Origin of the sequence: Kitasatospora sp. CM 4170 (assembly GCF_032110285.1) — a bacterium.
Lineage (GTDB): Bacteria > Actinomycetota > Actinomycetes > Streptomycetales > Streptomycetaceae > Kitasatospora > Kitasatospora aburaviensis.
Map to the genome: position 1 here is coordinate 74,248 of NZ_CP134877.1, position 14,644 is coordinate 88,891.

General features: G+C 74.8%; 11 protein-coding genes. 7 read left to right on the forward strand and 4 right to left on the reverse strand.

The window, feature by feature from the left end:
• Positions 1-138 precede the first annotated feature (138 nt).
• Both RMN57_RS00320 and RMN57_RS00325 read left to right on the forward strand, forming a co-directional pair.
• Complete coding sequence (locus tag RMN57_RS00320) at positions 139-1,443, forward strand: M64 family metallopeptidase (RefSeq protein ID WP_313761289.1); 1,305 nt, start codon at positions 139-141, stop codon at positions 1,441-1,443.
• A 187-nt stretch (positions 1,444-1,630) separates the two neighbouring features.
• A complete protein-coding gene (locus RMN57_RS00325; RefSeq protein WP_313761290.1) occupies positions 1,631-2,797 on the forward strand; it encodes a low temperature requirement protein A in 1,167 nt (388 codons plus the stop codon).
• A gap of 74 nt (positions 2,798-2,871) precedes the next feature.
• Here the strand turns inward: RMN57_RS00325 and RMN57_RS00330 are convergent, their stop codons facing one another.
• Complete coding sequence (locus RMN57_RS00330) at positions 2,872-3,501, reverse strand: LysE family translocator (protein ID WP_313761291.1); 630 nt, start codon at positions 3,499-3,501, stop codon at positions 2,872-2,874.
• Positions 3,498-5,036, reverse strand: a complete 1,539-nt coding sequence (locus RMN57_RS00335) for a DUF885 family protein (protein ID WP_313761292.1) — start codon at positions 5,034-5,036, stop codon at positions 3,498-3,500. Before RMN57_RS00335 ends, RMN57_RS00330 begins: the two co-directional genes overlap by 4 nt.
• Before the next feature lie 53 nt (positions 5,037-5,089).
• On the opposite strand from RMN57_RS00335, the gene RMN57_RS00340 reads away from it, so the two are divergent.
• A complete protein-coding gene (locus RMN57_RS00340; RefSeq protein ID WP_313761293.1) occupies positions 5,090-6,538 on the forward strand; it encodes a PLP-dependent aminotransferase family protein in 1,449 nt (482 codons plus the stop codon).
• 55 nt (positions 6,539-6,593) lie between these two features.
• Here RMN57_RS00340 and lysA read toward each other — a convergent pair whose 3' ends face one another.
• The gene (gene lysA, locus RMN57_RS00345) at positions 6,594-8,060 is read right to left on the reverse strand and encodes a diaminopimelate decarboxylase (protein ID WP_313761294.1); all 1,467 of its coding nucleotides are present in this window, start codon (positions 8,058-8,060) and stop codon (positions 6,594-6,596) included.
• A gap of 427 nt (positions 8,061-8,487) precedes the next feature.
• On the reverse strand, positions 8,488-9,192 hold the full coding sequence (locus tag RMN57_RS00350; RefSeq protein WP_313761295.1) for a DUF5995 family protein: 705 nt from the start codon (positions 9,190-9,192) through the stop codon (positions 8,488-8,490).
• A 338-nt stretch (positions 9,193-9,530) separates the two neighbouring features.
• On the opposite strand from RMN57_RS00350, the gene RMN57_RS00355 reads away from it, so the two are divergent.
• The 4 genes from RMN57_RS00355 to RMN57_RS00370 all read left to right on the forward strand — a co-directional run bounded on the left by RMN57_RS00355 (position 9,531) and on the right by RMN57_RS00370 (position 14,638).
• Positions 9,531-10,901, forward strand: a complete 1,371-nt coding sequence (locus RMN57_RS00355; RefSeq protein ID WP_313761296.1) for a histidine-type phosphatase — start codon at positions 9,531-9,533, stop codon at positions 10,899-10,901.
• A gap of 169 nt (positions 10,902-11,070) precedes the next feature.
• Positions 11,071-11,859 (forward strand): class I SAM-dependent methyltransferase, encoded by a 789-nt coding sequence (locus tag RMN57_RS00360; protein WP_313761297.1) that lies wholly within the window; start codon positions 11,071-11,073, stop codon positions 11,857-11,859.
• 115 nt (positions 11,860-11,974) lie between these two features.
• Positions 11,975-12,859, forward strand: coding sequence for a DMT family transporter (locus RMN57_RS00365; protein WP_313761298.1), 885 nt, complete (start codon positions 11,975-11,977; stop codon positions 12,857-12,859).
• A gap of 288 nt (positions 12,860-13,147) precedes the next feature.
• Positions 13,148-14,638 (forward strand): Dyp-type peroxidase, encoded by a 1,491-nt coding sequence (locus tag RMN57_RS00370; protein WP_313761299.1) that lies wholly within the window; start codon positions 13,148-13,150, stop codon positions 14,636-14,638.
• Positions 14,639-14,644: the final 6 nt, after the last annotated feature.

The following is a 14,644-nucleotide window of genomic DNA, read 5'->3' on the forward strand; positions in this document are numbered from 1 at the left end:
CGGCCGGGCGCCCGCGCGCACGTCACCGGGCGGGAATCGCCGCAGCGAAGGTAACCCGCGCGGGCCGTCCGATCCCTGGCCTGATGCCATGTCATCTATGTACGATCGGCCTTCAGTCCCCCGTCGAAGGAGCCCCGGGTGCGCAAACGCAGGTGGACCTCCGCCATCCTGATGACTGTCATGTCCATGGCCATTCTTGCGGCGGCGCCCGCCGGAGCAGTGCCTGACGACCCAGGGCCGGCGCCCGGCGGTCGGCAGCAGGTCGAGGTCTTCGCCGAGGACGGCGGGATCGGCCGGGCGAGCGTCTCCCCCGTCTCGCCGTACCTCGCCGACCGGCCGCAGGCCCTCGCCGCCGACGGCGCCGTCACACCGCTCGTCCAGAACGGCAGCACGGACACCAAACTGGACGTGGTGGTGATCGGCGACGGCTACACCGCCGCCGAGCAGGAGAAGTTCCGTGCCGACGCCGCCGCCAAGTGGCAGGAGGTGAGCGCCGTCGAGCCGTACGCCACCTACCGCAACCTGTTCAACGTCTGGGCCGTGGAGGCCGTCTCCGCACAGTCCGGCATCACCGGGGACCCGGACCGGGCCGCCGTCCGGGACACCGCCCTCGGGTCGTACTTCTGGTGCGAGGACATCGAGCGCCTGCTCTGCGTCGACGTCAAGGCCGTGGAGCGCTACGCCGCCAAGGCCCCGCAGGCCGACCTCGTCCTCGTGGTCGCCAACAGCGCCAAGTACGGCGGCGCCGGCTACAACGACGTGCAGTCCCCGCTCGGGTACGAGGGCATCGCCACGGTGGCCGGCGGCAACAACCGCTCCGGGCAGATCGCCGTGCACGAGACCGGCCACTCGCTGGGCAAGCTGGCCGACGAGTACTACTACGACGGCCAGGGCACCTACCAGGGCGCGGAGCCGGCCGAGTCCAACATCAGCACCCTCACCACCGACCGGATGCGCCGCGAGCGCGCCAAGTGGTACCGGTGGCTGGGCCGGACCTCACCGGACGGCGGGACCGTCGGCGCCTTCGTCGGCGGCGGCTACTACCCCGACGGGATCTTCCGGCCGACGGAGAACTCGATCATGCGCTCGCTCGGCCGCGAGTTCAACCTCCCGGGACGCGAGGCGATGATCGCCGGGTTCTACCGCCACGCCACGACCATCACCAGCACCACGCCCGCGAACTCCACACTCGACTCCTCCGGCCGGCTCACCGTCGACCTCCCCGTCCCCGGCACCACACTCCGCTGGTACTCCGACGGGCGTGAGCTGACGCACCTGCGCGGCCGCACCACCATCCCGCTCTCCTCCTTCGGCTTCGCCGCCGGCCCGCGCGGCATCGGCTACCGACTGACCGCGGTCGCCACCGACCCCACGCCGGACGTGCTCGACCCGGCCCTGCGGCCGTCCCTCACGGGCTCCCTGTCCTGGTGGGTCACCGGCTGACGCCCGGCCAGTCCCGCACGGGCCGCCGACCGGAGGGTCGGTGCCGGGCCGCGTCCGCATCTGGGACGCGGCCCACCCGGCGGCGGACGGAGGCGCCAGGAGGGGCCTGAGCCCCAACCGCAGGTCGAGGGCCCTCCCTGTGGCGCGCCCCGGGCGGCCGGGAGCGGTGGGCGGGCAGAGTGGGGGGATGGAATCGGAAGAGGCGGTGCCGCAGGAGCAGCGGGCGGGCTGGTTCGAGCTCTTCTTCGACCTGGTGTTCGTCGCCACCGTCGCCGTGCTGGCGCACGACCTGCACGGCGATCCCGGCGCGAAGGAGTTCGGCACCTTCCTGGCGCTGTTCTTCCCGGCCTGGTGGGCGTGGGCCAACCTGACGGTCACGATCAACGTGTTCGGCTCCGACACCCCCCGCAGTCAGGCGCTGCTGCTCGGTGCGATGCCCGGCCTCGGGCTGATGGCCGCCGCGGCCCCGGACGGGCTGGGCGACCGGGCCTGGGCGTACGCGCTGGGGGCGGCGTGGGTGCGACTCGGCTTCTTCGCCATCTGGATCGGCAAGGCCCGGGACCCGCGCAGCCCGCTGCCGGTCTGGCGGCCCGTGCTCTACTGCCTCGTGCCCGCCACGCTCTGGGCGGTGTCGGCGGCCGTGCCGAACCCCGGCCGGTTCGCCCTCTGGGTCGTCGCGGTCGCGCTGGAGGTGGTGCTGCTGGCCGTCCGCGCCGGTATCACCGCCGAGTTCTACACCCGGCTCTCCACGGAACACCTGGTCGAACGGATCGGGCTCTTCGTCGTCATCGTGCTCGGCGAGAGCGTCTACACCGTCGTCCTCACCCTCGCCGACCACTTCACCCGGCCGTCCGCGCTGGCCGCGCTGCTCGCCTTCGTGGTGGTCGCCGAGCTCGCGATGATCTTCTTCACCTGGGGCACCACGGAGGCCGCCCGCGGACTCGGCCGGGCCCAGGCCGGCGGCGCCGACCGGGCCATCCGCGACACCGTGATGTACCTGCCGTTCGTCCTCGTCTCTGGCATCACGGTGATCGCCGCCGCCCTCGGCACCGCGGTGGCCGAGCCCGACCACGCACTGCCGCCCGGCTCCCGCTGGGCACTGTGCGGGGGCGTCCTCGCCTTCTACTCCGCCAACGCCGCCATCTCCCTGCGGTACGGCGATCCCGTGCGCACCGTCCTCGGCTGGTACCTGCCCTGTCTGGTGCTCACCCTGGCCGGGCTGGTGCCGGCGTCGGTGTTCCTGCCCGCGTGGGCGGCCGTGGGCTGCACCGCCGCGGTGGTGTTCGCGCTGGCCAAGCTCGCCAAGCACCGCCGGGCCGCCCGGCGCCGGGCCACCGAAGCGGCCGCGTCGTAGAGGCGCGCCCGTCGTAGGAGGCGCGCCCGTCGTAGGAGGCCGACCCGGCAGGACGGGACGGGGCACCTCCACGTTCAGACGAGGACCAGGGCCGCCAGGCCGAGGTGGACACCGCCGGTCACGCAGGACAGCCGCCGCTCCCGGCGCGGTGTTCCGCGGAGCCGGCCGGTGAGCGCGGCGCCGAGCAGGGCGTAGCAGAGGTCCAGCGCGAGGGCGAGGGCCAGGAAGACCACGCCCAGGACGAGCATCCGGGCCCGGGTGGCGGCGGCGGAGAGCCCGGCCGGCACGAACTGCGGGAGGAAGGCCACGAAGAACAGGACCACCTTGGGGTTGAGCAGGTTGACCAGGACGGCGTCGCCCCAGACCCGGAACAGCCGGCGCCCGGCCGACCGGTCGTCGCCGGGGGCGCCGCCGACGTCCGGGGCCGGACGGCGGCCGAGGGCCCGGACGCCGAGGTACGCGAGGTAGCCGGCGCCCGCGTAGCGCAGCACGGTGAAGGCGAGCGGGTGGTCGGAGACGAGCGCCGCCAGCCCGCCGACGGCGGCCAGCACGTGCAGGAGCGTGCCGGTCTCCACACCGAGGGCCGTGACGAGGCCGGCCCGCCGCCCGTCCTGCGCACTCCGCGTGACGATGTGCACCAGGTTGGACCCCGGCACCGCGACCACCGCCAGTGAGGCCAGCAGGAAGCCGGCGAGGGAGCTCATCCACGGTCCAGCGCCGTGGGCAGCAGGCCCAGCGGCGGGGCGCCGAGGTCGAACAGCGCGGTGTGGAAGCGCCGCAGCGAGAACGCCCCGCCCCAGCGCGCCCGGGCCTGCTCGCGCAGGTCGAGGATCGCGAACTTGCCCCAGGTGTAACGACCGTAGGTGGGGTCGAAGAGCCCGCGCCGGGCCTCGTGCAGGGCGGCCGGGCCGGCCAGGGCGACGTCCTCGGTGAACCGCGCCGCCGCGTCCTCCAGAGTCATGGCGCCGGTGTGCAGCCCGATCGCGCAGGCGAAGCGGGTGACCCGGCGCAGGGCGTCCTGGGCGACGGCCACGGCGAAGCGCGGGTCGCCGTCGCGGTAGCCCTGCTCCAGGGCCAACTCCTCGCAGTAGTGGGCCCAGCCCTCGATGAACGCCTCCGAGTGGAGCGTGCGGCGGACGTCGGTCGGCGCCCGGCGCAGCGCCCGGCCGTGGCTGGCGTGCCCGGGGGCGACCTCGTGGACGGCCATGTTGGGCATCAGGGTGCGGTTGAAGCCGGTCGCCAGCCACTGGTCGCGCTCGGCCCGGCTCCAGCCGGTGTCCGGGAGGGTGACCCGGAAGCCGGCGGGAGCGTCGGCCTCGTACGGCGCGGACGCGAACAGCCCTGCCGGCGAACGGCGTTGGGAGTCGGGCATCGGCTCGACGACCACCTCGACGTCGTGGTGGGGCACCAGGTCGTGCCAAGCGGTCCAGGCGACCGTCTCGTCGACGAGCTCGCCGAACTCCGCCAGCAGGCCCTCGGCGGTGGGGTGGTCGGCCTGCAGGGCCCGGACGGTGTCGGCGGGCGCGGTGCCGGGGGCGATGCGGCGCAGCGACTCGTCGAGCAGCGCGCGCAGCCGGTCCCGTTCGGTGTCCACCCGGGCGGACGTCGCGGTGAGGTCGAGGGTGCCGGCCTCGGCCGAGCCGAGCAGCCGGGCGAGGGCGGGGCCACCGAGCGCCGCCGACTCCGGGCCCAGGGCGGCGGCCCGCTCCAGGTGGGCCAGCAGCCGGGCGAGGGCCCGGCGGGCGGCGGTGTGGACGTGGCCGCCCCGGGGGTCGATGAAGGCGGCCAGGCCGCGGGCCAGCGGCAGGGTGGCCTCGGCCAGGGGCGCCGGCACGCGGTCCAGTGCCTCGACGGCCGCGTCCACGGCGTCCGGCCACCGGTCGAGGTGGGCCCGCCGGGCGGCGTCCCGCTCGGGCTGCGGCACGTACGGGCGGTCGTAGCCGGACAGGTCCAGGTTCTCGATGTGCCACAGCGGGTTGCTCCGGTGCAGTTCGAGTTCGCCGAAACGCACCCGGAGGGCCTCCTCGGCGGCGGCCGCGTGCGCCTCGTCGTGCGGGTCCGGGTAGGGCTCGGTGCCGGCCGGGCCGCCCAGCGCGGCGAGGCCGCGGCGTACGCCGTCCGGGGAGAGGTCCTGGACGGCGCCGTCGTAGCGGTGCAGGCCGGCGCCGTCCCGCGCGGCGACGACGGAGAGGTCGCAGACGGCGGCCAGTCGGGGGTCGGGGAGTGCGGTGGATGTCATGCCGTTAGCCTCGTTCGGCGGCGGCTCGTCCGCCCGTGCCAATGGAGGGGAAAGTGGACCGGAATCGGGGGACGTCGGAACCCGCCGAGCTGATCGACCTGCTGGGGGACTGGAGTTCGGCCGGGGGGCCGCTGTACCGGCGGCTCACCGACGCGTTCGTCCGGGCCGTACGGTCCGGGGACCTGCGCCCCGGTGACCGCCTGCCGCCCGAGCGCCCGCTCGCCGACGCGCTCGCCGTCAGCCGGGCGACGGTGGTCGCCGCCTACGACGCGCTGCGCGGCTCGGGACTGGTCGAGACCACGCGGGGCAGCGGCACCCGGGTGGCGCGGGGCGCCGCCGCCCACCGGACCCCGCCGGACGGGCGGGTGCCCGGTGGCCAGGCCACCGCGGTGATCCAGCGACTGCTGACGCAGCCTCCGGACGTCATCTCGCTGGGGCAGGCGGCCGAGGCCGGCGGGCCGGACCTGGGCCGGGCGCTGCTCGACCTCGTCCGCGAGGACCTGCCCGAGCTGCTCCGCGACGCCGGCTACCACCCGGCCGGGCTGCCCGCGCTGCGGGCGGCGATCGCCGACCACCACGGCGCGCACGGCCTGCCGACGACGCCGGACCAGGTGGTGGTGACCACCGGCGCCACCCAGGCCGTCACCCTGACCGCCCGGCTCCTCCTCGGACGCGGCGCGACGGCGGTCGTGGAGTCCCCGGGGTGGCCGGGCTGCCTGGACGTCCTCCGGGCGACCGGCTCACGGCTGGTCGGCGTCGGACTCGACTCCGACGGCATCCGGATCGACCGGCTCGCCGCCGCGCTGGCCGAGCACCGGCCCGCGCTGCTCTACGTCATGCCGACCTTCCACAACCCCACCGGTACCCTGATGTCCGCCGGCCGCCGGCGCCGGGTGGCCGAACTCGCGGCCGAGCACGGCGTGCCGATCCTGGAGGACAGCGCCCACGCGGCGGCCCTCGCACCCGGGCAGGCCCCGCCGGCTATCGCCGCGCACCCCGCCGGCGGCACCGTGGTGACGGTGGGTTCGTTGGCCAAGGCGGTCTGGGGCGGCCTGCGGATCGGCTGGATCCGCGCGCCGCGGGGGGCCGTGGCCCGCCTGGCCCGGCTCAAGGCCCTCGACGACCTCGGCAGCCCGCTGCTCGACCAGGCCCTCGCCGCGCGGCTGCTCCCCACCCTCGCCGCCTTCGCCCCCGATCGGGAGCGGCTCCGGCAGGAGCGGCTCGCCACCATGGCGCGGCTGCTCGCCGAACACCTCCCCGAGTGGCGCTGGCAGCCCCCGCAGGGCGGCTCCGTGCTGTGGATCCGGCTCCCCGCCGGCACCGACGCACGGGTCTACGCGCAACTGGCCCTGCGGTACGGCGCGGAGGTCGTCCCGGGCGCCACCATGGACCCGACCGGTGCCCACGACGACCACCTCCGGCTGCCGTTCTCCTTCGTCCCGGACACCGCTGCCGCCCTGGTCGGCCGCCTCGCCGCGGCCTGGGCCGCACTCCCCCGGTGACGCCGGGTCACCCTGCGCCGGGCCGGCGCGGCCGGGCACGTGGGGTGACCCGGCGTCAGCGGCCGACCTCGCGGGCGCGGAAGTCCTCCACCGTCTCGCGCCGGAGCAGCAGGCGGGCCCGACCGTCACGGACGGCCACCACCGGGGGCCGGCCGACCAGGTTGTAGCCGGAGGCCATCGAGAGCTGGTACGCCCCCGCCGCGGGAACGGCGAGGAGGTCGCCGGGCCGCAGGTCGGCGGGGAGCCGCGCGCCGCGGACCAGGACGTCGCCGGCCTCGCAGTGCCGGCCGACGACGTCGAAGACCCCCGTCGCAGTGCCCGCGGTGGGCCGGCCGACCGGACGGACGTCGTACGCGGAGCCGTAGAGGGCGGGGCGGGGGTTGTCGCTCATGCCGCCGTCGACGGCGGCGTAGGCCCGGCCGTCGGCGGTGTGCTTCACCGCGAGCACGCGGTAGACCGCGACCGCGGCGGGTGCCGCGATCGCCCGACCGGGTTCGACGAGCAGCCTGGGCACGGCGAGGCCGCGTTCGGCGCAGCGGGCGGCGAGGTGCGCGGTGGTCCCGGCGGCGAACCGGGCGGGGTCCAGCTCCTCGTCCTGCGGGCGGTACCGGACGCCGTGGCCGCCGCCGAGGTCCAGCTCGGGCAGCTCGACCCCGTGCCGGTCGCGGATGCCGGCCAGCAACTCGACGAGGCGGTCCAGGGCGGTGCGGTAGGGCTCGGTGTCGGTGATCTGGGAGCCGAGGTGGCAGTGCAGGCCGGTGAGTTCGAGGCCGGGCTGGGCGAGGACGCGGTCGACCGCCTCGGCCGCGTCGCCGCCGGCGATCCGGAAGCCGAACTTCTGCCCGTCGACGCCGGTCCGGACGGCGCTGTGGTGCCCCGCGGCGACGCCCGGCACCACCCGCACCAGCACGCGCTGCGGGGCGTCGGCGACGGCGAGGGCGGCCAGGCGGGGGATCTCGGAGAGGCTGTCGACGACGAGCCGGCCGACCCGCAGCCGGCGGGCGAGCCGGAGCTCCTCCGGGGTCTTGGCATTGCCGTGCAACAGGATCCGCTCCGGCGGGAACCCCGCGGCGGTGGCGAGGCGCAGCTCGCCGGCCGAGCAGACGTCCAGGCCGAGCCCCTCCTCGGCGATCCAGTCGGCCATCGCGCTGCACAGGAACGCCTTGGCGGCGTAGAAGACCTCGGCCTTCGGCAGGGCGCGGCGGTAGGCCCGGGCGCGGCCCCGGACCTCGTCCTCGTCGAGCACGTACAGCGGGGTGCCGAAGCGGTCGGCGGCCTCCGCCAGACCGACGCCGCCGATCAGCAGCTCGCCGGCGGCACCGGGCCGGGCCGAGGAGGGCCACGGGCTGCCGAGCGCCCCGGCGGACGGGCCCGCCGACGCGGACGGGGTGACCGGAGCGGACGGGCGGCCGGCAGGCGGGAAGGGGGCCGGGCCCGGGACGGGGGCCGGGAGCGCGGCCGGCGTGGCCGGCGTGGCCGGCGTGGCCGGCGTGGACGTGGCGGCTGCGGCAGTGGTCGTCATGGGGCAGTGCTCCTGCTCTGGTGGGAGAGGACGGCGCGGGTTGCTTCACTGGGCGGATCGCCCCGACGGCTTCCGCCCGCAGCTCCAGTGCACCCCCGCCACCCCGCCGTGGCGCTGCTCCTTGACACGTGCCTTACACCGACCCGGCCGGTTTTGCCGCGACGTTGACGGGCGCTGGCCTTTCGTCACCCGCCGGCCGCGAGCGGCAGAGGCGCGCGGCAGGGCGGAGGGAGGCGCGGGCGCCGGGCCGGACGCGGGGCTGAAGGCGAGCGAGTTGGGCGCCCCCGGCCGCCGGAGCCCCGCAGGCCGGTTCGGCCTCGCCGGCGCCCGGGCGCGACATCGGCCTCCGAGGTCCCGGCCGGGACCTCGGAGGCCGATGACAGCGCCGGCGGGTGGGCGCCCCCGCCACCCCCGCCGCGCGCCCTCGTCAGCCGGCCGGCGGCGGCACGACCGGGGCGAGGATCATGGTGCCGGTGGCGTTCACGCCCCCGGCGATGGCGGTGAGGTGGAAGGAGTACTGGGCGGGGTTGTTCCGCGCGGCCCAGAGCTGGGTGGCGTTGACCCAGGCCGTCTCACGCGCCGTCGAGATGCTGAACGAGCTGACGGCGTGCTTGAGGTCCTCGGCGGGCCCGGTGGCGATCTTGACGATCTGCAGCTCGAACTCGGCGCGGATCCCCGCCTCCACACTGGCCAGCAGGTCGTTGACCTTCTCGAAGTCCTCGTGCACCGGCGGGACCTCGGGCGCGGTGTTCCGCTCCTTGCAGGTCTCGACGACGGCCAGGGCGAGGTCGTGGTTGATGTGGGCGTTCATGCCCGCCAGGGCGAACTGGATCGGCCAGATGACCCGGTTGCCGCGTGCCGCGAAGAGCGGCTGCCAGGGGATGTCGACCCGGCGGCCGGCCCTGGCCGCGTCGACGTTCTGCAGGTAGTGGCCCGCGAAGATCACGTCCATCCGCTCCAGGAACGCATTGTCCTTGAACGTGCCGACGGTGACGTGCTCCTTGACCAGTTTCGTCACCTTCAGGTAGACGCGGTTGAAGCAGGCCACGCCGTCGCGGGGGTCGAGCTCGGCGTCGACCTCCTCCATACGGGCGATCACCGCGTCGATGGTGGTGGGGAGTTGAGCTGGCATCACAGGCCTTCCGTGGGACGGGTCGACTCGGGCGCCGCGCAGCACGGGGCCGGTGGCGGCCACGCGGGCCGGCGCCGCCTGAAGGATAGTGCGTACACCAATGGAAGCCGGGGAGGCCGGCCCGGCGGGGCGCCGCGAGCACCCGCTCCGGGCCCGCCGGAGCCCCGGCGCGCGGGGCCCGGCGCGCGCGGCCCCGCCAACGGGCGGCGTGCGCATCATCGTTAAGCCGCCCTTCACCCGGTTCACAGTCCGGCGTCGGTGGCGATTCCCGTCGCCGCGCGATCCTGTGGGCGACCGAAGCTACCCAGCAGTAGCCAGCCGCGACCGAAGGACCCGCGTTGAAGCGCACCGCTCTCCTCTCCGCCGCCATGACCGTCCCGCTGACGGTCGGCGTGCTGTGTGCCACCGGAACCGCTTCCGCGCGGGACCTGACCGGTCCTCCCCACGCCGTCCGGGACCTGTACGGCACGAAGACCCCGTACGCACCGCAGGAGAGGCCGAGCCACTACCAGAAGCCGCCCAAGGGCTTCAGCCCGGTGTTCACCGAGAACGTCGCCCGTCACGGCTCCCGGGCCATGTCGGACGGCGAGGACGGCGAAGCGGTGCTCGCCCTGCTGCGGCAGGCCGAGCAGCAGGGCGCCCTCACCGACCTCGGCGGGGAACTGGGCCCGCAGGTGCAGTCGCTCCTTGACGCGGCGTCGGCCCTCGGCTACGGCAACCTCTCCGCGCGCGGAGCGCAGGAGCACCGCGAGACCGCGCTGCGCATGGAGCAGCGCCTTCCGTCCCTGTTCGGGAGGATCGCCGCCGAGCACGAGCCCATCGTCGTAGAGACGTCGGGCGTGGCGCGCACCGTGGCGAGCGCCGAGGCCTTCACCCGCGGCCTGACCGCGGGGGATCCGGCGCTGGCGGGCGTGATCAAGGCCCCGGTCACCGACAAGAACCTGCTGTACTTCCACAAGCAGCCGCAGAACGCCGACTACCAGGCCTACCTGGCGGGCGACCCGGACCTGGCCGCGGTGCTCGCCGGGATCGACGCCGACCCCCGCACCGCCGAGGCGGCGCACCGCGTCGTCGCCCGCCTGTTCCACGGCGACTTCGTCGCCGCTCTCCCGGCAGCCGCGCAGGTCTCCTTCGCGCGCTCGCTCCACCAGCTCTTCGCCGCGGCGCCGGACCTCAGCGTCGAGGCGCCGGGCGTCGACCTTTCGCGCTTCCTCGCCCCGCGCGACGCCCAGTGGTTCGCGTACCTGGACGACGCCGAGGAGTTCTACCAGAAGGGCCCCGGCTTCAGCGGACGCACGATCACCTACCGGATGGCCGGCGTCCTCCTCGACGACCTCCTCGCCGAGGCCCGGGCGAAGGCGGACGGCTCCAGCGACAAGGGCGCGGTCCTGCGCTTCACCCACGCCGAGGAGATCGAGCCGCTCGCCGCGCTGATGGGCCTGCCCAGGAGCACCGAGCCCGCCGAGCCCGGGACGCCGTACACCTACCGGAACAACCCGTGGCGCGGAGCCGACGTCTCCCCGATGGGCGCGAACATCCAGTGGGACCTCTACGCGAACAAGCCCTCCGACGGCAAGCCGGCCAGCCACCTCGTGCGGATGCTCTACAACGAGAAGGAGACCGCCTTCAAGGCCTCCTGCAAGCCCGTCACCCGGGGCAGCCACTTCTACGACCTCAACGAGCTGGAGCAGTGCCTCGGCCACCGCTGACCGCGCTTCGACAGACCGCCGCCCCGCGCCTTCGACCGGCACGGGGCGGCGGCCGTTCCACCGTCGGGGCACCGGGCAACACGCGGGCAGGAACGTCACTGCACCGCGGACGCGCCGGTTCGCGCTGCAATGGCCCGGCAGCGCGGACCGTCGAAGAGGGGGCATTCCCGTGGAAGCAGGGACCGTGGATTCCGGCCCGGTGCAGGTGCTGGACGTGTCCGGCCCCGCGTACCGGCGGGCCTTCGAGCTGTTCCTCGCCGGGACGGACGAGAAGCCGCTCACCCACGCCCGGCTGAGCGAGGTCGTCGCCGGGCTGGAGCACCGCCGGGTACTGCTGGACGTGGGTGCGGGCGAGGGCCGGACCACCGCGCACCTCGCGCGCCACTTCGAGCGCACGGTGGCCGTCGAACCCAGCGCGGCGATGCGCGAGAAGCTCCGCTCGGCCTGCCCCGAGGCGCTGGTGCTGCCCGAACCGATCGACCGTGCGCAGCCGCCCGAGCCGGCGGACCTCGTCCACCTCTCGCACGTGCTGTACTACGTGCCGGCGGCGGAGTGGCTGCCGATGGTCGGCCGGGTCCTGGGCTGGACGGCGCCCGGTGGAACGCTCCTGGTGGTGCTCCAGAACCCGGAGAGCCCCTGCATGCGGATGGCCGCGCACTTCACCGGCGTCCGCTACGACCTGCGGCCGCTGGCCGACGGCCTGCGCGAGCGCGAGCCGGCCCACGAGTACGCGCTGGAGACGCTCGGCCTCCACTACCGGACCGACCGCCTCGACGAGGCGGTGGACGTCGCGGAGTTCATGGTGAACGTGGCCGACCTGGCCGCCATGGACCCGCTGCCGGACCGGGGCGAGCTGACCGCCTACGTCCGGCACCACTTCGCCCGGCCGGACGGCGGCTACGTCATCGGCCACACCCAGGACATGCTGACCGTCCGGCGGGCGCGAACGGCCGGGTGAGGCCGCCGGGTGACGCCGCCGGGCGAGGCGATCCGGTGCGCGCCCGGTGAGACCGGCGGGCCCGCCCGGGATATTTCGGTGGGGGCCGAAGCGTGCAGGGCATAGGTTCACCGACATGGATCTCTCTGTGGCGGGCACGACCCGAATCGACGGCAAGACACTGGCGGCCGCTTCCACGACGGTGGTGCTCTGGGCGTCCGCGTTCGTGGCGATCCGCAGCGCCGGTGCGCACTTCGGGCCGGGGGCGCTCGCGCTGGGCCGGCTGCTGGTGGGGGCGGTGGCACTGCTCGCGCTGCTGGTGTACCGGCGGGAGGGGCTGCCGCCGCGGGCGGCCTGGCCGGGCATAGCCGCCTCGGGCGTGCTCTGGTTCGGGCTCTACATGGTCGCGCTGAACTGGGGTGAGAAGCAGGTCGACGCCGGGACGGCCGCCATGCTGGTCGGCATCGGGCCGGTCCTGATCGCGCTGCTGGGCGGCTGGCTGCTCAAGGAGGGCTTCCCGACCAAGCTGCTGACCGGGATGGCCGTCTCACTGGGCGGGGCGGTGGTCGTCGGCTTCTCCATGTCGAGCGGGGGCGGCAGCTCGGTGGTCGGCATCCTGCTCTGCCTGCTGGCGGCCGCGGTGTACGCGGGGGGCGTGGTGAGCCAGAAGCCGGCCCTGCGGCACGCCACGCCGCTCCAGGCGACGACCTTCGGCTGCCTGATCGGCGCGGTGGCCTGCCTGCCGTTCGCGCCGCAGCTGGTCGCGGACCTCGCGGACGCTCCGGTGTCCGCGACCCTGAACGTGGTGTACCTGGGCCTGTTCCCGACCGCGCTGGCGTTCACCACCTGGGCGTACGCGCTCTCCCGCACGACGGCGGGCCGGATGGGCGCGACGACGTACTCCGTCCCGGCCCTGGTGGTGCTGATGGCGTGGACGCTGCTCGGCGAGGCGCCCGGGACACTGACCCTGGCGGGCGGCGCCCTCTGCCTGGCCGGCGTCGCCGTCTCCCGCCGCGGCTGACGGGAGCGGCCGCGGGCCCTCCGCGCCGGGCCGACCGAGCGACCGGCCGGGGCCCGCCGGTGCAGGCCGAGCCTGCCGGCACGCAAAGCCGGGCCGACCGGCTCCGGCGGCGGGGCCGCACCGCACGCGCAGGCCCCCGCCCCCGGAACTCCCCGGTGACGCAGTGTGAGCCCGTCGGGAGGCTGACCTCCGGTTGACAGCACTCTCGACGGCGAAGCTACGTTGGGTGGTGATGCTGTCACGTCTCGTGACAGCTCCTGCCTGTTACCCACCGCGAGGAGCCCGAGCGTGACCACGACCCCCACCCGTCCCACCACCGTGCCGGCCATCGAGCAGCTGCCCCAGCCGAAGCTGCGCACGAACACCGACATCCAGGGCAACATCCTGGCGGCGTTCAACAAGGACTTCACGGACTTCCGCTACCTGCACTTCCCGGACGCCGCCAAGGGTCGCGGCTGGCTCTCCGCGATCCTCAACACCGTCGCGACGACCAACGAGACCGAGGACTTCAACGAGCAGTTCTCGCTGGCCCGCCGGGCCTTCGGCCGCGACCCCGCCCTCACGACCGTCCGCTGCGGGGTCTCGCTCACCTTCGAGGGCCTGGTGACCGTCGCCAGCAATCCCGACCAGGTCAAGAAGGACCTCGCCGGCTTCCCGGCGTTCTGCGCGGGCGCGGCCGCACGGGCCCAGGCCCTCGGGGACGCCGACGAGAGCGACCCCAAGCACTGGCTGTTCGGCGCCGGGGCGGGCGACAAGGTCGTGCACGCCGTCCTCATCGTCGCCGCGGACACCGAGGAGCTGCTGAAGGAGAAGCTGAAGAACCTGGACGCGGTCGAGAACGCGCACCAGATCACCCGCGTCCACGTGGACCAGGGCCGCACCCTGACGGGCCCGCTGAGGGGACACGAGCACTTCGGCTACAAGGACGGCATTTCCCAGCCCGGCGTGAAGGACTTCCACCGGGAGGACCCGGAGAGCAAGGGCGTCCGCGACAACCACGCCGGGACCGAGCTGATCGAACCCGGCGAGTTCGTCTTCGGCCACAAGAGCGAGGCGGGCGACCGGAAGGCGCCCGCCTGGATGAAGAACGGCTCGCTCCAGGTGGTGCGCCGGCTGCGTCAGGACGTCGCGGGCTGGAACAAGGCCGTGGTGGAGGGCGTCAAGAACTTCACCGGGACGATGGACCCCAACCGGCTCGGCGCCTGCCTGGTCGGCCGCGCGAAGGACGGTACGCCGCTCGCCCCGCCGACCGGCACCGTGACCGGCCTCGGCTCCGACCGCAACGACTTCGACTACGAGAACGACCCGATCGGCCAGCACACCCCCTGGGTCGCGCACATCCGCCGCACCCACCCGCGCGCCTTCGCCGGCATCGGCGACGACAAGCCGAAGAGCCACCGCCTGATGCGCCGGGGCATCCCGTACGGCCCGGAGTTCCAGGGCGGCGCGGACGACGGCAAGGACCGCGGGCTGATGTTCGTCTGCTACGGCACCTCGCTGGAGATGCAGTTCGAGCTGGTCCAGCAGCACTGGGCCAACGACCCGAACTTCCCTCCCGGGGACCCGTCGGGCGCCCCGCACGTCCCCAACGGCCTCGACAAGGTCATCGGCCTCGCCGGCAAGGCCGAGATCGGGCTCGCGGACGGCACCTCCGGCACGGTCGACATGAAGCGCTTCGTCCGCACCACCGGCGCGCTCTACGCCTTCACCCCCTCGATCAGCACCCTGCGCCTCCTCGCCGAGGGCAAGGACCTCCCCAACAAGCCGGTCGGGTCCTGACCGCCG